Here is a 21,143-nt window from a genome sequence, read left to right as displayed (position 1 = left end):
GTTCCCGCTACTGCTGCGGGGGCTGCGGGGGCTGCGGGGGCTGCGGGGGCTGCTGCGGGTAGCCGTATCCCGGCTGCTGCGGGTACGGCTGGGCGCCGGGCTGGGGCTGGCCGTACGGCGGCTGCTGCGGGTACGGCTGCTGTTGCTGCGGGTACGGCTGCGGGGGGTAGGGCTGCCCTGGCGGCGCGTACGGCTGCGGCTGGCCGGGGGCGTACGGCTGCTGGCCGGGCAGGGGCTGGCCGGGCATCGGCGGGGCGGCCACCGGCGGCGGGTTGCCGTCGTTGGTCCACAGGCCGTGCATCTGCTGGTGCCGGACGAAGTCCTCCGCGACCATCGCCGCGAGGTTGAAGTACGCCTCCCGCACCTTCGGCCGCATCATGTCGAGGTCGACCTCGGCACCGGCGGACAGGTGCTCGTCGAAGGGGACGACCACGACGCCCCGGCAGCGCGTCTCGAAATGCGCCACGATGTCCTCGACCTTGATCATCTTGCCGGTCTCGCGGACCCCCGAGATCACGGTGATGGACCGCGACACCAGGTCGGCGTACCCGTGCGCGGACAGCCAGTCCAGTGTGGTGCTCGCGCTGCTGGCCCCGTCCACCGACGGCGTCGAGATGATGATCAGCTGGTCGGCGAGGTCGAGCACCCCGCGCATCGCGCTGTACAGCAGACCGGTGCCGGAGTCGGTGAGGATGACCGGGTACTGCTTGCCCAGCACGTCGATCGCACGCCGGTAGTCCTCGTCGTTGAACGTGGTCGAGACGGCCGGGTCGACGTCGTTGGCGATGATCTCCAGGCCGGACGGCGCCTGCGAGGTGAACCGCCTGATGTCCATGTAGGAGTTGAGGTACGGGATCGCCTGGACCAGGTCGCGGATGGTGGCGCCGGTCTCACGGCGCACGCGGCGGCCGAGCGTGCCGGCGTCCGGGTTGGCGTCGATGGCGAGGATCTTGTCTTGGCGCTCGGTGGCGAGGGTGGAGCCGAGCGCGGTGGTCGTGGTGGTCTTGCCGACCCCGCCCTTGAGGCTGATCACCGCTATCCGGTAGCAGGAGAGCACCGGCGTGCGGATCAGATCCAGCTTCCGCTGCCGCTCGGCCTCCTCCTTCTTCCCACCGATCTTGAACCGGGAGGACGCGGCGGCGGGCCGGCCGCTCTTCGCCTTCTGCCTCTTGTTGTTGAGCAGCCGGTCGGAGGACAGCTCCACGGCGGCGGTGTAACCCAGCGGCGCGGCACCGGGGTTGGTCATCTGCCGCTGGTCGTGCTGCATGGGCTGCGGCCAGGCGGCCCCGGCCCGGGGGTCGACGGGCGGCTGGGGCTGCGAGGCCTGCGGGTCGGCCGCCTGCGGGTGCTGCGGCGCCTGCTGGGGTGCCGCCTGTGCGGCGCGCGGGTCCTGCGGGGCGGCCTGCGGCTGGGGAGGCCGGCCCGGCTGCGGGAACCCGTAACCGCCGGGCTGGACCGGGGCCTGCGGCTGCCCGGGCTGCGGGAAGCCGTAACCGCCCGGTGCCTGCGGCGGCGGGAGGGGAGCGCCCGGCTGCGGGAAGCCGTAGCCGCCCTGCGCGTCGGGCGCGGCGGGCTGCGCGGCGTACGGCTGCGGCTGTCCGGGCTGCGGGGGCGCCGGCTGGTTCCAGGCGGCGGGTGCGGGCTGCGGTGCCTGCGGCTGGAACGGCTGCGGACCCTGCGCGGCCGCGGGCTGGGGCTGCGGCTGACCGGGCGCGGGCTCCGGTGCCGCCGGCTGGACCGGCCACTGGGCGGCGGGCGCGGGGGCCGCGGGCTGGTACGACGGCGGCAGCGGCGGAACCACCGCCGGAGGCGTCGGCGGGGGAGCCCAGCCGGTGGGCACGAGGTCCTCCGGAGCCGGGGGCGCATCCTGCGGCGGGGCCGGGGGTGCGGGGACGGCGGGGGGCTCGACGGGGGCGACGGCGGCTACGGCGTCGCCGGTCTCGGAGTGCGCTCCGGCCTCGTTGTCGTCGTCCTCGTCATGGGCGTCCACGACGACCGCGTCCCGGGGCTTCTCCTCGTCCGTGTCGTCCGCGGGGACGGCTGCCCGCACGGCCTCGTCCGCGTCGTCCGCCTCGTCCGCCTCGTCCGCCTCGTCCGCACCGTTCGCCTCGTCCGCACCGTTCGCCTCGGCCTCGGCATCGACTTCGGCACTGGCATCGTTCTCGGCCTCGAACTCGGCCTCGAACTCGGCCTCGGCCTCGGCGTCCGCGCCCTCGAACTCGTCGCTCGGCGCCCCGTCCCCGATCGTCTCCCTGTCGGCGTCCTCAGGGGCCTCGGCGTCCGCCTCCTCGGTCACCGGGAGCGCGACGGCCTTGGCCTCGGCCTCGGCCTCCTCGTCCACCTCGTCGGCGACGGGCCCGGCGGCCTCGGCCGTCTCGCGCTTCAGCGCGACGGGGGAGAACCGCATCGTCGAACCGCTCTCCAGGTCACCGCTGCCCTCTTCAGGCTCCGGTGCCGGCTTCTCGGCGGCGGGCTGCGGCTCGAAACCGACCGGCAACTGCGGTACCGCGGTCGGCCCGCCGACGGGCGGCGCGGCCGGAGCCGGGGCCGGGGCCGGGATGAACGGTGCCTTGGGCGGCGCGGTCGGCGCGTCGGCGTCCGCGCTCGGCGCCGGGGGCGTGAACGGCGCACCCGGCGTGGCGGCGGGCGGTGGGGTGAACGGAGCCCCCGGCGTCGCAGCGGGCGCGGGAGTGAACGGCGCCCCGGGAGTTGACGCGGGCGGCGCGGTGAAGGGCGCACCCGGCGTCGAAGCGGGCGGCGGAGTGCCCGGCGCACCCACCGCAGGGGAAGCCGCCGGAGGCGTGAAGGGCGCCCCGGGCGTCGCGGTGGCCGGCGGAGTGAACGGCGCGCCCGGCGGAGAAGCGGGCGGTGGAGTGAACGGAGCTCCGGGAGCTGACGTCGGCGGGGGCGTGAACGGCGCGCCCGGACCGGACGTCGGCGGAGACGTCGGCGGGGTGAAGGGTGCCCCGGGACCCGGCCGCCCGCCACCTTGCTGGGCGTGCGGAGGAGGGGTCAGCCCGGGGATCGGCGTCCCCGGCGGGAACGGCGAACGAGGCTGGGCGGCACGCGCCGTACCGGCACCGGCACCGCCCGGCCCGGGACCGGCGCCCGGACCGCTCTCGGCGTCGGACGCCCCCACGGGTCCCGAGCCGCCCGGTCCGCCGCTCGCCGGCGCGGAACCGTCGGCCGCGTTCTGCGTGTACCAGGCGGGCGGCGCGTAGTCGATCGTGAACTCGCCCGTCATCTCGTTGAGGGACTCCGCGTCGGGCTGGTCATCGCCGGGTGTGGCCCAGCCCCCGCGGATCCCGTCCCGATCGCTGCTCACAGTTCCTCCTGATGTGGTCGAGCACCCTCATGCCGTGCCGGCGCGACGACCATGTCGTGTCGATCTCAGCATCCGTATTCGTCTGAGGTAGTCCGATCCACCGGCTCTCCCCCTCGGGAAGCCGACGCCGTATTCGCGGTCCGGACGTCGTGCCCCCCCTCCCAGCCTAATCACCGTGAGCCGCACCTCGGCAGGCCCGTCCGCCTCTCGTCGGAGGTCCGCCTGGTCACACCCTGCCCTGAAGTGGTGTGCGGAGCCTTCGTATTGCCGAACAGGTGATGAACAAAACGGACAAGTGCCGCCAGTCCGGATACCAGTTGGCGTCCGCCGTCCCGCCCCTCCGTGTCGTGGGCGGACGAACTGACCGGCGGATGCGGGAACTCGAAGGGGCGGCACGCACGCGTGCCGCCCCTTCGAGTTCCCGCATCCGCCTACTGGGCGGCCGGCCCGCCGTTGCGCTCGTTCGGCTCCAGGTCGAACTCACCGTCCCGCGCGCCCAGCACGAACGCCCGCCACTCCGCCTCCGTGTACCGCAGCACGGTGTCGTGGTCGAGGGACGACCGCATGGCCACCGCCCCCTCCGGCAGGTAGGCGATCTCGACGCGCTCCTCGTCCTGCTCGGTACCGGGCGCGCAGTGCCACTCGACGCCCGAGATGTCGAGCGCGTAGAGCTCGTCCCGTTCCCGCTCCTTGCGCGCCTTCATCTCCTCAGCCGTCTCGTTCATCCCGCAGCGACCCCTTCCCGTCGTACCCAGGCCGTGATCCTCGTCCCTGGGCTGTGACCGTCACACTACTGGCGGTCGCATCGGCCCCGTATCCTTCTTCCTGATCCCCGGGACGGAGCCCCCTACCGGCACTGGTACCCTTGACGACGGCCGTTCGTGTACGCACCCCCGGAGTCCTCGCGGACCCTGGAGGCAGCGCCCAGCGGATCCCCGCCTCCCGAGTAACGGAAGCTCCCCCGAGACAAAGACCGGGGGCACTCGGTGGCCATTCAGACTACGAGGAGTACGAGTGTCGCTCGACGCCGCAGTGAAGAAGCAGATCATCTCCGAGTTCGGTACCAAGGAGGGTGACACCGGCTCCCCCGAGGTCCAGGTCGCTCTGCTGTCCCGTCGGATCTCCGACCTGACGGAGCACCTCAAGACCCACAAGCACGACCACCACTCCCGTCGTGGTCTGCTGATCCTGGTCGGTCAGCGCCGTCGCCTCCTGCAGTACCTGGCGAAGAAGGACATCCAGCGCTTCCGTGCGCTGGTCGACCGCCTGGGCATCCGCCGCGGTGCGGCGGGCGCCAAGTAAGACGCCGTGAAGGGAGCGGTTCCCGGAGAGACACCCCGGGGCCGCTCCCTTTGCCGTACGTGCGGAAACGTGCGGAGTGTCACTCACGCTTTGTAGTGTGGTAGCACAACGCAATACGCACGACACAGCACGACAGCTGACACAGCAGGACACGAAGAAGGAGAAGCGCACCCAAGCCGCCGCCGGTCCTCGGTAGTGGCCCCCGGGGGGAAGCGAGCCCCGGGTGCTTCGATCGAAGACCGGCCCGCACAGCACGGCGCGCTTCTCCGCAACCGTCCTCCCGCCACACGGGCGGATCAGGACAAAAGACGTAACGCAGACGAAAGTAACGGAGAAAACGCTAGTGGAGAACGAGACCCACTACGCCGAGGCCGTCATCGACAACGGCGCCTTCGGCACCCGCACCATCCGCTTCGAGACGGGCCGCCTGGCCAAGCAGGCCGCCGGCTCCGCCGTGGCGTATCTGGACGACGACACCATGGTGCTGTCGGCCACCACCGCCTCCAAGAACCCCAAGGACCAGCTCGACTTCTTCCCCCTCACGGTGGACGTCGAGGAGCGGATGTACGCCGCCGGCAAGATCCCGGGTTCCTTCTTCCGCCGTGAGGGCCGGCCGAGCGAGGACGCGATCCTCACCTGCCGTCTGATCGACCGCCCGCTGCGCCCGTCCTTCAAGAAGGGCCTGCGCAACGAGATCCAGGTCGTCGCCACCATCATGGCGCTCAACCCCGACCACCTGTACGACGTCGTCGCGATCAACGCCGCGTCCGCGTCCACCCAGCTGGCCGGTCTGCCCTTCTCCGGCCCGATCGGCGGCGTCCGCGTCGCGCTGATCAACGGCCAGTGGGTCGCGTTCCCGACGCACACCGAGCTCGAGGACGCCGTCTTCGACATGGTCGTCGCCGGCCGTGTCCTGGAGGACGGCGACGTCGCGATCATGATGGTCGAGGCCGAGGCCACCGAGAAGACCATCCAGCTGGTCAAGGGCGGCGCCGAGGCGCCGACCGAGGACGTAGTGGCCGCCGGCCTGGACGCCGCGAAGCCCTTCATCAAGGTCCTCTGCAAGGCCCAGGCCGACCTCGCCGCCAAGGCCGCCAAGCCGACCGGCGAGTTCCCGATCTTCCTCGACTACCAGGACGACGTCCTGGAGGCGCTGTCCGCCGCCGTCCGCCCGGAGCTCGCCTCCGCGCTGACCATCGCGGGCAAGCAGGAGCGCGAGGCCGAGCTGGACCGCGTCAAGGGCCTGGCCGCCGAGAAGCTGCTCCCGGAGTTCGAGGGCCGCGAGAAGGAGATCTCCGCCGCGTACCGCGCGCTCACCAAGCAGCTGGTCCGCGAGCGCGTGATCAAGGAGAAGAAGCGCATCGACGGCCGCGGCGTCACGGACATCCGTACGCTCGCCGCCGAGGTCGAGGCCATCCCGCGCGTGCACGGCTCGGCGCTGTTCGAGCGTGGCGAGACCCAGATCCTGGGCGTCACCACCCTGAACATGCTCCGGATGGAGCAGCAGCTGGACACCCTCTCCCCGGTGACCCGCAAGCGCTACATGCACAACTACAACTTCCCGCCGTACTCCACCGGCGAGACCGGCCGCGTCGGCTCCCCGAAGCGCCGCGAGATCGGTCACGGCGCCCTCGCCGAGCGCGCCCTGGTCCCGGTCCTGCCGGCCCGCGAGGAGTTCCCCTACGCGATCCGCCAGGTCTCCGAGGCCCTCGGCTCCAACGGCTCGACGTCCATGGGGTCGGTCTGCGCCTCCACCATGTCGCTGCTGAACGCCGGTGTGCCGCTGAAGGCCCCGGTCGCCGGTATCGCCATGGGCCTGATCTCCCAGGAGGTCGACGGCGAGACGCACTACGTCACCCTCACCGACATCCTCGGTGCGGAGGACGCCTTCGGTGACATGGACTTCAAGGTCGCCGGCACCAAGGAGTTCGTGACCGCCCTCCAGCTCGACACCAAGCTGGACGGCATCCCGGCCTCCGTCCTGGCCGCCGCCCTCAAGCAGGCCCGGGACGCCCGCCTCCACATCCTCGACGTGATGATGGAAGCGATCGACAAGCCGGACGAGATGTCCCCGAACGCCCCGCGGATCATCACCGTAAAGATCCCCGTGGACAAGATCGGCGAGGTCATCGGCCCCAAGGGCAAGATGATCAACCAGATCCAGGAGGACACCGGCGCCGAGATCACCATCGAGGACGACGGCACCATCTACATCGGTGCCGCCGACGGCCCGTCCGCCGAGGCCGCCCGCGCCACCATCAACGGCATCGCCAACCCGACGATGCCCGAGGTCGGCGAGCGCTACCTGGGCACGGTCGTGAAGACGACGACGTTCGGCGCCTTCGTCTCCCTCCTCCCCGGCAAGGACGGTCTGCTGCACATCTCGCAGATCCGCAAGCTCGCCGGCGGCAAGCGCGTGGAGAACGTCGAGGACGTCCTCGGCGTGGGCCAGAAGGTCCAGGTCGAGATCGCCGAGATCGACTCCCGCGGCAAGCTCTCCCTCATCCCCGTGATCGAGGGCGAGGAAGAGGCCTCCTCCGAGGACGCAAAGGACGACACCGACAAGTGACGTCGAGCAGCTCTACGACGACGGCCCGCACCTCCTCGGAGGCGCGGGCCGTCGCCCGTACCCAAACCCTGATCAAGGGTGAGAACGGCATCGGCACGGTCCGCAAGACCACCCTCCCCGGCGGACTGCGCGTCGTCACCGAGACCCTGCCCTCGGTCCGCTCCGCGACCTTCGGCATCTGGGCCCACGTCGGCTCCCGTGACGAGACGCCAGCGCTGAACGGCGCCACCCACTACCTGGAGCACCTGCTCTTCAAGGGCACGACCCGGCGCAGCGCGCTGGACATCTCCTCCGCCATCGACGCGGTCGGCGGCGAGATGAACGCGTTCACGGCGAAGGAGTACACGTGCTACTACGCGCGCGTGCTCGACACCGACCTGCCGCTCGCCATCGACGTCGTCTGCGACATGCTCACGGGCTCCCTGATCCTCGAGGACGACGTCAACGTCGAGCGCGGCGCGATCCTCGAGGAGATCGCGATGACCGAGGACGACCCGGGCGACTGCGTGCACGACCTGTTCGCGCACACCATGTTCGGCGACAACGCCCTCGGCCGCCCGGTCCTCGGCACGGTCGACACGGTCAACGCCCTGACCGCCGACCGCATCCGCCGCTTCTACAAGAAGCACTACGACCCCACCCACCTGGTGGTCGCGGCCGCGGGCAACATCGACCACAACAAGGTCGTACGACAGGTCCGCGCGGCCTTCGAGAAGTCCGGCGCCCTCAAGAGCTCCGACGCGCAGCCCATCGCCCCGCGCGACGGCAGCCGCACCATCCGCACCGCGGGCCGCGTCGAACTCCTCGGCCGCAAGACCGAGCAGGCGCACGTCGTCCTCGGCATGCCCGGCCTCGCCCGCACCGACGACCGCCGCTGGGCGCTGGGCGTGCTCAACACCGCCCTCGGCGGCGGCATGTCCTCCCGGCTCTTCCAGGAGGTCCGCGAGAAGCGCGGCCTGGCCTACAGCGTGTACTCGTACACCTCGGGCTTCGCCGACTGCGGCCTGTTCGGCGTCTACGCGGGCTGCCGGCCCTCGCAGGTGCACGACGTGCTCAAGATCTGCCGGGACGAACTCGACCAGGTCGCCGCGCACGGCCTGCCGGACGAGGAGATAGGGCGTGCCATCGGCCAGCTGCAGGGCTCCACGGTCCTCGGCCTGGAGGACACCGGTGCGCTGATGAACCGTATCGGCAAGAGCGAACTGTGCTGGGGCGAGCAGATGTCCGTCGACGACATGCTGGCCCGGATAGCGGCCGTGACCCCGGACGAGGTCCGCTCGGTCGCCCGCGACATCCTGGGACAGCGCCCGTCGCTGTCGGTCATCGGCCCGCTCAAGGACAAACAGGCCGCACGCCTGCACGACGCCGTCGCCTGACACACCACCGGTAAGGAACGAAGACGAAGATGAGCAAGCTGCGCGTGGCGGTCCTCGGCGCCAAGGGCCGGATCGGTTCCGAGGCGGTCAGGGCGGTCGAGGCCGCCGAGGACCTGGAACTGGTCGCCGCCCTCGGCCGGGGCGACAAGCTGGAGGCCCTGGAGGCCTCCGGCGCCCAGGTCGCCGTCGAACTCACCACCCCCGCCTCGGTGATGGGCAACCTCGACTTCTGCGTGCGCCGCGGCATCCACGCCGTCGTCGGCACCACGGGCTGGACCGACGAGCGCCTCGCGCAGCTGAAGGGCTGGCTCGCCCAGTCCCCGGAGACCGGCGTGCTCATCGCCCCGAACTTCTCCATCGGCGCCGTGCTGACGATGAAGTTCGCGCAGATCGCGGCGCCCTATTTCGAGTCGGTGGAGGTGGTCGAACTCCACCACCCGAACAAGGTCGACGCGCCGAGCGGCACGGCCACGCGCACGGCCCAGCTCATCGCCGAGGCCCGCCGCGCGGCCGGCACCGCCCCGGCCCCGGACGCCACCGTGACCGCCCTGGACGGCGCGCGCGGCGCCAGCGTCGACGGCGTCCCCGTCCACGCCGTCCGCCTCCGCGGTCTCCTCGCCCACCAGGAGGTCCTGCTCGGCGGCGAGGGCGAGACCCTCACCATCCGGCACGACTCCCTCCACCACAGCAGCTTCATGCCGGGCATCCTGCTCGGCGCCCGCCGGGTGGTGACCACTCCGGGCCTGACCTTCGGCCTGGAGAACTTCCTGGACCTGAGCTGAACCGGCAGAACGACATGCGCGCGAAGCTCTCCTACGCCCTCACGGCCGCCGTCCTCCTCTTCTACTTCGTCCTGGTCGGCAGCCGGGGCGTGATGCTCATCCAGGCCGGCACGGTCCTCACCGTCACCTTCGGGGTGGCGGTGCTGATCCTGCCGGTCATCGGCCTGTGGTTCCTGTGGAAGAACACCCAGTTCGTCCGCAGGGCCAACGCCCTCGCCGCCGAACTCGACGCCGAGGGCGGCCTGCCCGTGGACGAGCTGAAGCGCACGCCCGGCGGCCGCATCGACCGGGACTCGGCCGACGAGGTCTTCGCCAAGCGCAAGGCCGAGACCGAGGCCGCCCCCGACGACTGGCGCAGCTGGTTCCGGCTCGCCGTCGCCTACCACGACGCCCGCGACACCCCGCGCGCCCGCAAGGCGATGCAGCGCGCCATCGCCCTGCGCGACGGCAGACGCGCCCCGTAAGGGGCGCTGGGGGTCGCCGGCCGAAGGCTGGGGGAGATCCGCGCGACCAGCCACAACGGCGCCGCACCCGGCACCCGGCACATCACCGCGCTGTCGGCGGAGCTGCTCGCGGAGCTAGCCGCGCCGGTACTCCGCCGCCCACGCCTCCACCACGTCCGCCGCCCGGTCGAAGGCCGACGCCCGGCCCACGAAGTCCATCCCGTGCGTGGTCAGCAACGGCTCGGTGTCCGCTGGGGCACGGTCCTTGCGCACCAGCGTCAGCGCCTGCCCCTGCACGGTCCGCGGCAGGCCCAGCCACCGCACCGGCTGCTGCGCCGTCCGCACCTCGACGACCCGCTTCCAGGGCACCGTCCGCGTGTACAGCAGACCCACCTGGCGCACTCCGTGCGCGCTCACCCACACGCCCATGCGCAGTATCCGCAGTGCGGCGGCGATGATCAGCAGGGCGATGCCGAGTACCGTCACGGCGGAGGACGGCGAGCCGGTCAGGGCCAGCGCGACCGCCGCGAACAGCACGAACGAGGCGAGCAGCAGCCACAGGGCGGCTCCGCCGACCCGCCACGGCCCGGGCCGGTAGGGGCGCCGCCAGCGATGGCGGTCGTCGTGGGGCAGGGCGTCGTCGAGTGCCGCGTCGTCGGTGCGGTCGGCCATCAGGAAGGGCAGGGGCACGGCTGGTCCTCACTCAATCCATGCATGGGCTGTGCCCGGTGAGGCTATCCGCCCGTGTTCCCGCCCACCACTCACGGGGGTCCGGAAGAGTCAGCGCCCCTGAGAGGCCTGCGACTGCTGGGTTCCCGAGCCGGACGGCGTGGACAGCGCCGGCATGCCGAGCACCAGCGAGCCCACGAGCCCGGCCACGATGGTCAGCCCGAGCAGCCATCGCCCGGCTATCTGACTCACGGACGACCGCTGACGGGGCGGAGGGGCCACATTGCTCCGGAACCTGTCGGCTTCGGCGAGGAAGGCGAACGGAACCGGTTCGCGCCGACGGAACATGGGCGGTGCATCCCCTTTCGGGATCGAACGACTGTCTGCCATCTACACAGACGGGCGAGTGACCCCGAAGGTGCCCGGTTTCACCGAATTCACAGAAATTCGCTGCCGTATGTCGAGCCCCGGCACCGAACGCCCGATGTCGGTACCGGGCCGTAGAGTGGGCGCCGCCCGAGAGAAGTGATGGAAGGACCCTCCGAGCCGTGACCGACACCCCCGCCGACGACCTCAAGCCCAGCTTCCGGAGCGATGTCACCGTCGACCTGGTCAAGCACAGCGCGGCCGACTCCGACGTGCTGTGGGCCGCACGCGTCTCCACCGCCGGCGAGCAGTCCCTGGACGAGCTGGAGAAGGACCCGGAGCGCTCCAAGGGCCTCATCAACTACCTGATGCGCGACCGGCACGGCAGCCCCTTCGAGCACAACTCGATGACCTTCTTCATCAGCGCCCCGATCTTCGTCTTCCGCGAGTTCATGCGGCACCGGGTGGGCTGGTGCCTCGCCGGGGACACGGAGATCACGCTGGAGAGCGAGGCCGGCCACCTGCGCCGTCGCACCATCGCCGAGCTGTACAAGCTCTGGCACCTGGGTGTCGAGGATCGTCTGCCGCACTCGGCCGGTGGCGTGACCTGGCACGGCCGGGCGGGCAAGTGGATGGCGCAGGTGCGACGCGGCGACACCGACCACTACCTCGGCCTGTACGAGAACCGTGAGGCGGCCGAGTCCGCCGTCGCGGAGTTCCGGGAACTGCACCCCAGCACCCGCATCCGCAAGCTCGAATCGGTCCGCCGCAACCGCGTGCGCTGCCACGACGAGGAGACCCTGCTCGCCCAGCGGGCCAGGATCGTCGACGTGATCGAGTCGGGCGTGAAGCCGCTCGTCAAGATCACCACCGCCTCGGGCAAGACCCTCCGCTGCACGGTCGACCACGCCCTCTTCACCCCGGAGGGCTGGTGCAAGGCGGGAGAGCTCACCGTCGGGGACGCCGTCCTGGTCTCCGGTACGGCGCCGCGCCCGTCGCAGGGTCTGGTCCCGCCGAGCCTGCGGCGTGGCATCGGCGTGTGGACCTCCATGCAGCGCGAGCGTCTGATCAAGGAGACCGACACCTGTCACCTCTGCGGTGCGGACTTCCCGCGCGACCAGCTCGCCCTGGACCACGTCGTCCCGGTGGCCGGTGACCTGCTCCGGGCCCTCGACGAGAAGAACCTCGCCCCGGCCTGCGAGCCGTGTCACGCGACCAAGAGCGCGGGGGAGCAGGCGCTGGCCGAGCGCGGCGGCCAGGTCGCCAAGGCGGTGCCGGACCAGGTCGTCGCCATCGAGGCCGACGGTGAGGAGATGACGTACGACCTCTCGGTGGAAGGCCCCTGGCACAACTTCCTCGCGAACGGTTTCGTCGTCCACAACTCGTACAACGAGGAGTCCGGCCGCTACCGCGAGCTCCAGCCGGTCTTCTACGTCCCCGGCGAGGACCGCAAGCTGGTGCAGCAGGGGCGTCCCGGCAAGTACGAGTTCGTGCCGGGCACCGAAGCCCAGCAGGAGATCGTGGAACGCTCGATGCAGGAGTCGTACATCCAGGCGTACGAGCGCTACCAGGAAATGCTCGCCGCAGGCGTCGCCCGCGAGGTGGCCCGTGCGGTCCTGCCCGTCGGCCTCTTCTCCTCCATGTACGCCACCTGCAACGCCCGCTCGCTGATGCACTTCCTCGGCCTGCGCACCCAGCACGAGCTGGCAAAGGTGCCGTCCTTCCCGCAGCGGGAGATCGAGATGGTCGGCGAGAAGATGGAGGCGGAGTGGGCCAAGCTCATGCCGCTCACCCATGCGGCCTTCAACGCCAACGGCCGGGTCGCGCCGTAGTACGGCCGGTGGCGCGGCCCGACGTTCGCGCTTCTTGTCGGGCTCGGCACAGATGTACGGATCAGCCTCGCGAGGTGTCCGTATTGCGGCATTTAGAGAAGTTCATCTAGCCTGATCAAACGGACCCGGCACTGCTTGAACCCCCGAGCGGGCAGTGCCGGGCTCCGCATTTGTCCGGACTTTCCCTGCACCCCGAGGGCAGACCGCGCCGTGAGCACCGAGTAGCGTGTAACCCATGGCTCCGACCTCCACTCCGCAGACCCCCTTCGGGCGGGTCCTCACCGCCATGGTCACGCCCTTCACGGCGGACGGCGCACTCGACCTCGACGGCGCACAGCGGCTCGCCACCCACCTGGTGGACGCAGGCAACGACGGCCTGATCATCAACGGGACCACCGGCGAGTCGCCCACCACGAGTGACGCGGAGAAATCGGACCTGGTACGAGCCGTACTGCAGGCGGTCGGCGACCGCGCCCATGTCGTGGCCGGAGTCGGCACCAACGACACCCACCACAGCATCGAGCTGGCCCGCCAGGCCGAGCGCGACGGCGCACACGGCCTGCTGGTCGTCACGCCGTACTACAACAAGCCCCCGCAGGAGGGCCTGTACCGGCACTTCACGGCCGTCGCCGACGCCGCCGGGCTGCCCGTCATGCTCTACGACATCCCCGGCCGCAGCGGCGTCCCGATCAGCACCGAGACGCTCGTCCGCCTCGCCGAGCACCCGAGGATCGTCGCCAACAAGGACGCCAAGGGCGACCTGGGCCGCGCGAGCTGGGCCATCGCGCAGTCCGGCCTCGCCTGGTACTCCGGCGACGACATGCTGAACCTGCCGTTGCTCTCCGTGGGCGCGGTCGGCTTCGTCTCGGTCGTCGGCCACGTGGTCACCCCCGACCTTCGGGCCCTCGTCGACGCCTACACCTCCGGTGACGTCGTCAAGGCCGCCGAGATCCACCAGAAGCTGCTCCCGGTGTACACCGGCATGTTCCGCACCCAGGGCGTCATGACCACCAAGGCCGCCCTCACCCTCCAGGGCCTGCCCGCGGGACCCCTGCGTGCCCCCATGGTCGAATGTTCGGCCGAGGAGATTGCCCAGCTCAAGATCGATCTTGCCGCCGGCGGGGTACAACTCTGACAACAGACTTCTGCGCGGCCGTCCGCGCAGCAACGCTTCACAACTGAATAAGCGGGACACCGGTGCCCGCACCCCACCAAGACAACGACAACTGCTTATGCACGAACGTCACGCACGCCACGTGCCCGACCGGTACGTGGCGTGCGTGGTGAGGAGAGTCTTTTGAGTCATCCGCATCCTGAACTCGGCCCGCCGCCCCAGCTCCCCGAAGGCGCCCTCCGCGTCACGCCGCTCGGCGGTCTCGGCGAGATCGGCCGAAACATGACCGTCTTCGAGTACGGCGGCCGCCTGCTGATCGTCGACTGCGGAGTGCTCTTCCCCGAGGAGGAGCAGCCCGGAATCGACCTGATCCTGCCGGACTTCTCGTCCATCCGGGACCGCCTCGACGACGTCGAGGGCATCGTCCTCACCCACGGCCACGAGGACCACATCGGCGGCGTTCCCTTCCTCCTCCGCGAGAAGCCGGACATCCCGCTGATCGGCTCCAAGCTGACCCTCGCCCTCATCGAGGCGAAGCTCCAGGAGCACCGCATCCGCCCGTACACCCTGGAAGTGGCGGAGGGCCAGCGCGAGCGCGTCGGCCCCTTCGACTGCGAGTTCGTCGCCGTCAACCACTCCATCCCGGACGCCCTCGCGGTCGCCATCCGCACCCCGGCCGGCATGGCCGTCCACACCGGCGACTTCAAGATGGACCAGCTCCCGCTGGACAACCGCCTCACGGACCTGCACGCGTTCGCGCGACTGAGCGAGGAGGGCATCGACCTCCTCCTGGCCGACTCCACGAACGCCGAGGTCCCCGGTTTCGTCCCGCCCGAGCGCGACATCTCGAACGTGCTGCGCCAGGTCTTCGGCAGCGCCCGCAAGCGGATCATCGTGGCGAGCTTCGCCAGTCATGTCCACCGCATCCAGCAGATTCTGGACGCCGCCCACGAGTACGGCCGCCGGGTCGCCTTCGTCGGCCGCTCCATGGTCCGCAACATGGGCATCGCCAGGGACCTCGGCTACCTGAAGGTCCCGCCGGGCCTGGTCGTCGACGTCAAGACGCTCGACGACCTCCCGGACCACGAGGTGGTCCTGGTCTGCACGGGGTCCCAGGGCGAACCGATGGCCGCCCTGTCCCGGATGGCCAACCGCGACCACCAGATCCGCATCGTCGACGGCGACACGGTCATCCTGGCCTCGTCGCTCATCCCCGGAAACGAGAACGCGGTCTACCGCGTCATCAACGGCCTGACCCGGTGGGGCGCCAACGTCATCCACAAGGGCAATGCCAAGGTGCACGTCTCCGGCCATGCCTCGGCCGGCGAGCTGCTGTACTTCTACAACATCTGCCGGCCGAAGAACCTGATGCCGGTGCACGGCGAATGGCGGCACCTGCGCGCCAACGCCGAGCTCGGCGCCCTCACCGGCGTCCCGCACGACCGCATCGTCATCGCCGAGGACGGCGTCGTCGTCGACCTCGTCGCGGGCAAGGCCAAGATCTCCGGCAAGGTCCAGGCGGGATACGTGTACGTCGACGGTCTCTCGGTCGGCGACGTCGGGGAGCCGGCCCTCAAGGACCGCAAGATCCTCGGAGACGAGGGCATCATCTCGGTCTTCGTGGTCGTCGACTCGACCACCGGCAAGATCACGGGCGGACCCCATGTCCAGGCCCGCGGCTCCGGCATCGACGACTCGGCGTTCTCCGCCGTCATCCCGAAGATCTCGGAAGTCCTGGAACGCTCGGCCCAGGACGGCGTCGTGGAACCCCACCAGCTGCAGCAACTCATCCGCCGGACCCTCGGCAAGTGGGTCTCGGACACCTACCGGCGCAGGCCGATGATCCTCCCGGTGGTCGTGGAGGTCTGACGGCGCGTACAGCGTCCGTACGGCCTGCCGTACGCATGAACCCGGCGCGGGCCGCCTCGATTTGCATCGAGGCGGCCCGCTCCAGTACGTTTACGGCTCCGCCCAGCCGGGAACCCCAGTGCTTCAGGCACCGGATCCAGGTCCCCCGGACCGGGTGGAAATTCCGACTCAGAACTTCTGATAAAGTCGGAGCCGCCGGAAAGGGAAACGCGAGAGCGGAAACCTGGAAAGCACCGAGGAAATCGGGTCGAGAAAAGATCTGATAGAGTCGGAAACGCAAGACCGAAGGGAAGCCCGGAGGAAAGCCCGAGAGGGTGAGTACAAAGGAAGCGACCGTTCCTTGAGAACTCAACAGCGTGCCAAAAGTCAACGCCAGATATGTTGATACCCCGTCTCCGGCCGTCATGGCTGGGACGTGGTTCCTTTGAAGAATACACAGCGAGGACGCTGTGAACGGTCGGATCATTCCTCCGACTGTTCCGCTCTCGTGGTGTCGACCCGATTACGGGTAAACATTCACGGAGAGTTTGATCCTGGCTCAGGACGAACGCTGGCGGCGTGCTTAACACATGCAAGTCGAACGATGAACCACTTCGGTGGGGATTAGTGGCGAACGGGTGAGTAACACGTGGGCAATCTGCCCTTCACTCTGGGACAAGCCCTGGAAACGGGGTCTAATACCGGATATGAGCCTGGGAGGCATCTCCTGGGTTGTAAAGCTCCGGCGGTGAAGGATGAGCCCGCGGCCTATCAGCTTGTTGGTGAGGTAATGGCTCACCAAGGCGACGACGGGTAGCCGGCCTGAGAGGGCGACCGGCCACACTGGGACTGAGACACGGCCCAGACTCCTACGGGAGGCAGCAGTGGGGAATATTGCACAATGGGCGAAAGCCTGATGCAGCGACGCCGCGTGAGGGATGACGGCCTTCGGGTTGTAAACCTCTTTCAGCAGGGAAGAAGCGAGAGTGACGGTACCTGCAGAAGAAGCGCCGGCTAACTACGTGCCAGCAGCCGCGGTAATACGTAGGGCGCAAGCGTTGTCCGGAATTATTGGGCGTAAAGAGCTCGTAGGCGGCTTGTCACGTCGATTGTGAAAGCCCGAGGCTTAACCTCGGGTCTGCAGTCGATACGGGCTAGCTAGAGTGTGGTAGGGGAGATCGGAATTCCTGGTGTAGCGGTGAAATGCGCAGATATCAGGAGGAACACCGGTGGCGAAGGCGGATCTCTGGGCCATTACTGACGCTGAGGAGCGAAAGCGTGGGGAGCGAACAGGATTAGATACCCTGGTAGTCCACGCCGTAAACGGTGGGAACTAGGTGTTGGCGACATTCCACGTCGTCGGTGCCGCAGCTAACGCATTAAGTTCCCCGCCTGGGGAGTACGGCCGCAAGGCTAAAACTCAAAGGAATTGACGGGGGCCCGCACAAGCGGCGGAGCATGTGGCTTAATTCGACGCAACGCGAAGAACCTTACCAAGGCTTGACATACACCGGAAACGTCTGGAGACAGGCGCCCCCTTGTGGTCGGTGTACAGGTGGTGCATGGCTGTCGTCAGCTCGTGTCGTGAGATGTTGGGTTAAGTCCCGCAACGAGCGCAACCCTTGTCCCGTGTTGCCAGCAGGCCCTTGTGGTGCTGGGGACTCACGGGAGACCGCCGGGGTCAACTCGGAGGAAGGTGGGGACGACGTCAAGTCATCATGCCCCTTATGTCTTGGGCTGCACACGTGCTACAATGGCCGGTACAATGAGCTGCGATACCGTGAGGTGGAGCGAATCTCAAAAAGCCGGTCTCAGTTCGGATTGGGGTCTGCAACTCGACCCCATGAAGTCGGAGTCGCTAGTAATCGCAGATCAGCATTGCTGCGGTGAATACGTTCCCGGGCCTTGTACACACCGCCCGTCACGTCACGAAAGTCGGTAACACCCGAAGCCGGTGGCCCAACCCCTTGTGGGAGGGAGCTGTCGAAGGTGGGACTGGCGATTGGGACGAAGTCGTAACAAGGTAGCCGTACCGGAAGGTGCGGCTGGATCACCTCCTTTCTAAGGAGCACTTCTTGACCGCACAGCGGTCCAGAGGCCAGTACATCGGCGAATGTCCGGTGCTGGTTGCTCATGGGTGGAACGTTGACTACTCGGCACACTCGGATTGCTTGTCCTCCTAGTACTGCTCGTAAGGGCGTGGAACGGATGAGGGAAGAGGCGAGGGTGTCGGGCACGCTGTTGGGTGTCTGAGGGAATGATGTTCCTTCAGTCGCCGGCCCCAGTGCACTCACCTGGTAAGGGTGGGGTGATGGGTGGCTGGTCGTTGTTTGAGAACTGCACAGTGGACGCGAGCATCTGTGGCCAAGTTTTTAAGGGCGCACGGTGGATGCCTTGGCACCAGGAACCGATGAAGGACGTGGGAGGCCGCGATAGTCCCCGGGGAGTCGTCAACCAGGCTTTGATCCGGGGGTTTCCGAATGGGGAAACCCGGCAGTCGTCATGGGCTGTCACCCGCTGCTGAACTCATAGGCAGTGTGGAGGGAACGAGGGGAAGTGAAACATCTCAGTACCCTCAGGAAGAGAAAACAACCGTGATTCCGGGAGTAGTGGCGAGCGAAACCGGATGAGGCCAAACCGTATGCGTGTGAGACCCGGCAGGGGTTGCGTATACGGGGTTGTGGGATCTCTCTTTTGCAGTCTGCCGGCTGTGAGGCGAGTCAGAAACCGTTGATGTAGGCGAAGGACATGCGAAAGGTCCGGCGTAGAGGGTAAGACCCCCGTAGCTGAAACATTGACGGCTCGTTTGAGAGACACCCAAGTAGCACGGGGCCCGAGAAATCCCGTGTGAATCTGGCGGGACCACCCGCTAAGCCTAAATATTCCCTGGTGACCGATAGCGGATAGTACCGTGAGGGAATGGTGAAAAGTACCCCGGGAGGGGAGTGAAATAGTACCTGAAACCGTGTGCCTACAAGCCGTGGGAGCATCCTTGTGGTGTGACTGCGTGCCTTTTGAAGAATGAGCCTGCGAGTTTGCGGTGTGTTGCGAGGTTAACCCGTGTGGGGTAGCCGTAGCGAAAGCGAGTCCGAATAGGGCGTTGGAGTAGCACGCTCAAGACCCGAAGCGGAGTGATCTAGCCATGGGCAGGTTGAAGCGGAGGTAAGACTTCGTGGAGGACCGAACCCACCAGGGTTGAAAACCTGGGGGATGACCTGTGGTTAGGGGTGAAAGGCCAATCAAACTCCGTGATAGCTGGTTCTCCCCGAAATGCATTTAGGTGCAGCGTCGTGTGTTTCTTGCCGGAGGTAGAGCACTGGATAGGCGATGGGCCCTACCGGGTTACTGACCTTAGCCAAACTCCGAATGCCGGTAAGTGAGAGCGCGGCAGTGAGACTGTGGGGGATAAGCTCCATGGTCGAGAGGGAAACAGCCCAGAGCATCGACTAAGGCCCCTAAGCGTACGCTAAGTGGGAAAGGATGTGGAGTCGCAGAGACAACCAGGAGGTTGGCTTAGAAGCAGCCACCCTTGAAAGAGTGCGTAATAGCTCACTGGTCTAGTGATTCCGCGCCGACAATGTAGCGGGGCTCAAGCGTACCGCCGAAGTCGTGTCATTCCAGAATATAGGGCCAACGCCTTCTGGGATGGGTAGGGGAGCGTCGTCTGCCGGGTGAAGCAGCACCGGAAGGTAGTTGTGGACGGTTGACGAGTGAGAATGCAGGCATGAGTAGCGATTCACACGTGGGAAACGTGTGCGCCGATTGACTAAGGGTTCCTGGGTCAAGCTGATCTGCCCAGGGTAAGTCGGGACCTAAGGCGAGGCCGACAGGCGTAGTCGATGGATAACCGGTTGATATTCCGGTACCCGCTGTGAAGCGTCAAACATCGAACCGAGCGATGCTAAGTCCGTGAAGCCGCCCTGATCTCTTCGGAGTTGAGGGGAGTGGTGGAGCCGACGGACCAGACTTGTAGTAGGTGAGTGATGGGGTGACGCAGGAAGGTAGTCCAGCCCGGGCGGTGGTTGTCCCGGGGTAAGGGTGTAGGCCGTGCGGTAGGTAAATCCGTCGCACTTTAAGGCTGAGACCTGATGCCGAGCCGATTGTGGTGAAGTGGATGATCCTATGCTGTCGAGAAAAGCCTCTAGCGAGTTTCATGGCGGCCCGTACCCTAAACCGACTCAGGTGGTCAGGTAGAGAATACCGAGGCGTTCGGGTGAACTATGGTTAAGGAACTCGGCAAAATGCCCCCGTAACTTCGGGAGAAGGGGGGCCACGCTTGGTGAGAGGACTTGCTCCTCGAGCTGGGGGTGGCCGCAGAGACCAGCGAGAAGCGACTGTTTACTAAAAACACAGGTCCGTGCGAAGCCGTAAGGCGATGTATACGGACTGACGCCTGCCCGGTGCTGGAACGTTAAGGGGACCGGTTAGCTCACTTTCGGGTGGGCGAAGCTGAGAACTTAAGCGCCAGTAAACGGCGGTGGTAACTATAACCATCCTAAGGTAGCGAAATTCCTTGTCGGGTAAGTTCCGACCTGCACGAATGGCGTAACGACTTCTCGACTGTCTCAACCATAGGCCCGGTGAAATTGCACTACGAGTAAAGATGCTCGTTTCGCGCAGCAGGACGGAAAGACCCCGGGACCTTTACTACAGTTTGATATTGGTGTTCGGTTCGGCTTGTGTAGGATAGCTGGGAGACTTTGAAGCGGCCACGCCAGTGGTTGTGGAGTCGTCGTTGAAATACCAGTCTGGTCGTGCTGGATGTCTAACCTGGGTCCGTGATCCGGATCAGGGACAGTGTCTGATGGGTAGTTTAACTGGGGCGGTTGCCTCCTAAAGAGTAACGGAGGCGCCCAAAGGTTCCCTCAGCCTGGTTGGCAATCAGGTGTTGAGTGTAAGTGCACAAGGGAGCTTGACTGTGAGACCGACGGGTCGAGCAGGGACGAAAGTCGGGACTAGTGATCCGGCGGTGGCTTGTGGAAGCGCCGTCGCTCAACGGATAAAAGGTACCCCGGGGATAACAGGCTGATCTTCCCCAAGAGTCCATATCGACGGGATGGTTTGGCACCTCGATGTCGGCTCGTCGCATCCTGGGGCTGGAGTCGGTCCCAAGGGTTGGGCTGTTCGCCCATTAAAGCGGTACGCGAGCTGGGTTTAGAACGTCGTGAGACAGTTCGGTCCCTATCCGCTGTGCGCGTAGGAGTCTTGAGAAGGGCTGTCCCTAGTACGAGAGGACCGGGACGGACGAACCTCTGGTGTGCCAGTTGTTCTGCCAAGGGCATGGCTGGTTGGCTACGTTCGGGAGGGATAACCGCTGAAAGCATCTAAGCGGGAAGCCTGCTTCGAGATGAGGACTCCCACCCACTTGATGGGGTAAGGCTCCCAGTAGACGACTGGGTTGATAGGCCGGATCTGGAAGCCAGGTAACTGGTGGAGGTGACCGGTACTAATAGGCCGAGGGCTTGTCCTCAGTTGCTCGCGTCCACTGTGTTAGTTCTGAGGCAACGACCGTGTTTT

Annotated in this window: 11 protein-coding genes, 2 rRNA genes and 3 pseudogenes; 12 read left to right on the top strand and 4 right to left on the bottom strand. The window is 67.4% G+C overall.

Annotated elements, in window-relative coordinates:
• Positions 1-7: 7 nt before the first annotated feature.
• Entirely contained in the window at positions 8-3,325 is a 3,318-nt protein-coding gene (locus BLW82_RS11950) for an SCO5717 family growth-regulating ATPase (protein ID WP_143063659.1), read from the bottom strand.
• 431 nt (positions 3,326-3,756) lie between these two features.
• Positions 3,757-4,050, bottom strand: a complete 294-nt coding sequence (locus tag BLW82_RS11945) for a DUF397 domain-containing protein (RefSeq protein WP_093498768.1) — start codon at positions 4,048-4,050, stop codon at positions 3,757-3,759.
• Between the two features lie 289 nt (positions 4,051-4,339).
• Here BLW82_RS11945 and rpsO point away from each other — a divergent pair, with 289 nt between their 5' ends.
• The 5 genes from rpsO to BLW82_RS11920 all read left to right on the top strand — a co-directional run bounded on the left by rpsO (position 4,340) and on the right by BLW82_RS11920 (position 9,818).
• Positions 4,340-4,627, top strand: a complete 288-nt coding sequence (gene rpsO / locus BLW82_RS11940) for a 30S ribosomal protein S15 (RefSeq protein WP_004924725.1) — start codon at positions 4,340-4,342, stop codon at positions 4,625-4,627.
• Positions 4,628-4,970: 343 nt separating this feature from the next.
• Positions 4,971-7,196, top strand: coding sequence for a polyribonucleotide nucleotidyltransferase (locus tag BLW82_RS11935; RefSeq protein ID WP_093498767.1), 2,226 nt, complete (start codon positions 4,971-4,973; stop codon positions 7,194-7,196).
• Positions 7,193-8,572, top strand: a complete 1,380-nt coding sequence (locus tag BLW82_RS11930; RefSeq protein ID WP_093498766.1) for a M16 family metallopeptidase — start codon at positions 7,193-7,195, stop codon at positions 8,570-8,572. The genes BLW82_RS11935 and BLW82_RS11930 overlap by 4 nt, the downstream gene beginning before the upstream one ends.
• Positions 8,573-8,601: 29 nt before the next feature.
• Positions 8,602-9,354: a 4-hydroxy-tetrahydrodipicolinate reductase gene (gene dapB, locus BLW82_RS11925; RefSeq protein WP_093498765.1), complete on the top strand. Its 753-nt coding sequence runs from the start codon at positions 8,602-8,604 to the stop codon at positions 9,352-9,354.
• A gap of 14 nt (positions 9,355-9,368) precedes the next feature.
• Positions 9,369-9,818 carry a tetratricopeptide repeat protein gene (locus BLW82_RS11920; protein WP_093498764.1) on the top strand — a complete coding sequence of 150 codons (450 nt, stop codon included), beginning with the start codon at positions 9,369-9,371 and terminating at the stop codon, positions 9,816-9,818.
• A gap of 114 nt (positions 9,819-9,932) precedes the next feature.
• Here the strand turns inward: BLW82_RS11920 and BLW82_RS11915 are convergent, their stop codons facing one another.
• Positions 9,933-10,487 (bottom strand): hypothetical protein, encoded by a 555-nt coding sequence (locus BLW82_RS11915; protein WP_093498763.1) that lies wholly within the window; start codon positions 10,485-10,487, stop codon positions 9,933-9,935.
• A 90-nt stretch (positions 10,488-10,577) separates the two neighbouring features.
• Entirely contained in the window at positions 10,578-10,814 is a 237-nt protein-coding gene (locus BLW82_RS11910; protein WP_093498762.1) for a hypothetical protein, read from the bottom strand.
• A gap of 200 nt (positions 10,815-11,014) precedes the next feature.
• Between BLW82_RS11910 and BLW82_RS45390 the strand changes: the two are divergent.
• The 7 genes and pseudogenes from BLW82_RS45390 to BLW82_RS11880 form a co-directional block, all read left to right on the top strand.
• Positions 11,015-11,305, top strand: a pseudogene (locus tag BLW82_RS45390) (FAD-dependent thymidylate synthase); the annotation flags it as partial.
• Positions 11,285-12,211, top strand: a pseudogene (locus BLW82_RS45385) (HNH endonuclease); the annotation flags it as partial. The pseudogenes BLW82_RS45390 and BLW82_RS45385, both read left to right, overlap by 21 nt.
• A pseudogene (gene thyX / locus BLW82_RS45380) lies at positions 12,212-12,664 on the top strand (FAD-dependent thymidylate synthase); the annotation flags it as partial.
• A 235-nt stretch (positions 12,665-12,899) separates the two neighbouring features.
• Positions 12,900-13,799 carry a 4-hydroxy-tetrahydrodipicolinate synthase gene (dapA, locus tag BLW82_RS11900; RefSeq protein ID WP_093498760.1) on the top strand — a complete coding sequence of 300 codons (900 nt, stop codon included), beginning with the start codon at positions 12,900-12,902 and terminating at the stop codon, positions 13,797-13,799.
• Positions 13,800-13,961: 162 nt separating this feature from the next.
• Positions 13,962-15,647 (top strand): ribonuclease J, encoded by a 1,686-nt coding sequence (locus BLW82_RS11895; protein WP_093498759.1) that lies wholly within the window; start codon positions 13,962-13,964, stop codon positions 15,645-15,647.
• Between the two features lie 515 nt (positions 15,648-16,162).
• Positions 16,163-17,687: ribosomal RNA gene (locus tag BLW82_RS11885) — 16S ribosomal RNA — on the top strand.
• Positions 17,688-17,988: 301 nt separating this feature from the next.
• A 23S ribosomal RNA gene (locus tag BLW82_RS11880) occupies positions 17,989-21,096 on the top strand.
• The 16S and 23S rRNA genes sit together here, the layout of an rRNA operon.
• Positions 21,097-21,143 lie beyond the last annotated feature (47 nt).

The organism is Streptomyces sp. Ag109_O5-10, assembly GCF_900105755.1.
Classification (GTDB): domain Bacteria; phylum Actinomycetota; class Actinomycetes; order Streptomycetales; family Streptomycetaceae; genus Streptomyces.
Note: the sequence above shows the minus strand (reverse complement) of the source record. Positions and strands in the feature narration are given on the sequence as shown.

Coding starts and splice junctions, on each gene's coding strand:
- dapB (WP_093498765.1), top strand. CDS start 8,602: ATGAGCAAGCTGCGCGTGGCGGTCCTCGGCGCCAAGGGCCGGATCGGT.
- BLW82_RS11910 (WP_093498762.1), bottom strand. CDS start 10,814: ATGTTCCGTCGGCGCGAACCGGTTCCGTTCGCCTTCCTCGCCGAAGCC.
- dapA (WP_093498760.1), top strand. CDS start 12,900: ATGGCTCCGACCTCCACTCCGCAGACCCCCTTCGGGCGGGTCCTCACC.
- BLW82_RS11920 (WP_093498764.1), top strand. CDS start 9,369: ATGCGCGCGAAGCTCTCCTACGCCCTCACGGCCGCCGTCCTCCTCTTC.
- BLW82_RS11945 (WP_093498768.1), bottom strand. CDS start 4,050: ATGAACGAGACGGCTGAGGAGATGAAGGCGCGCAAGGAGCGGGAACGG.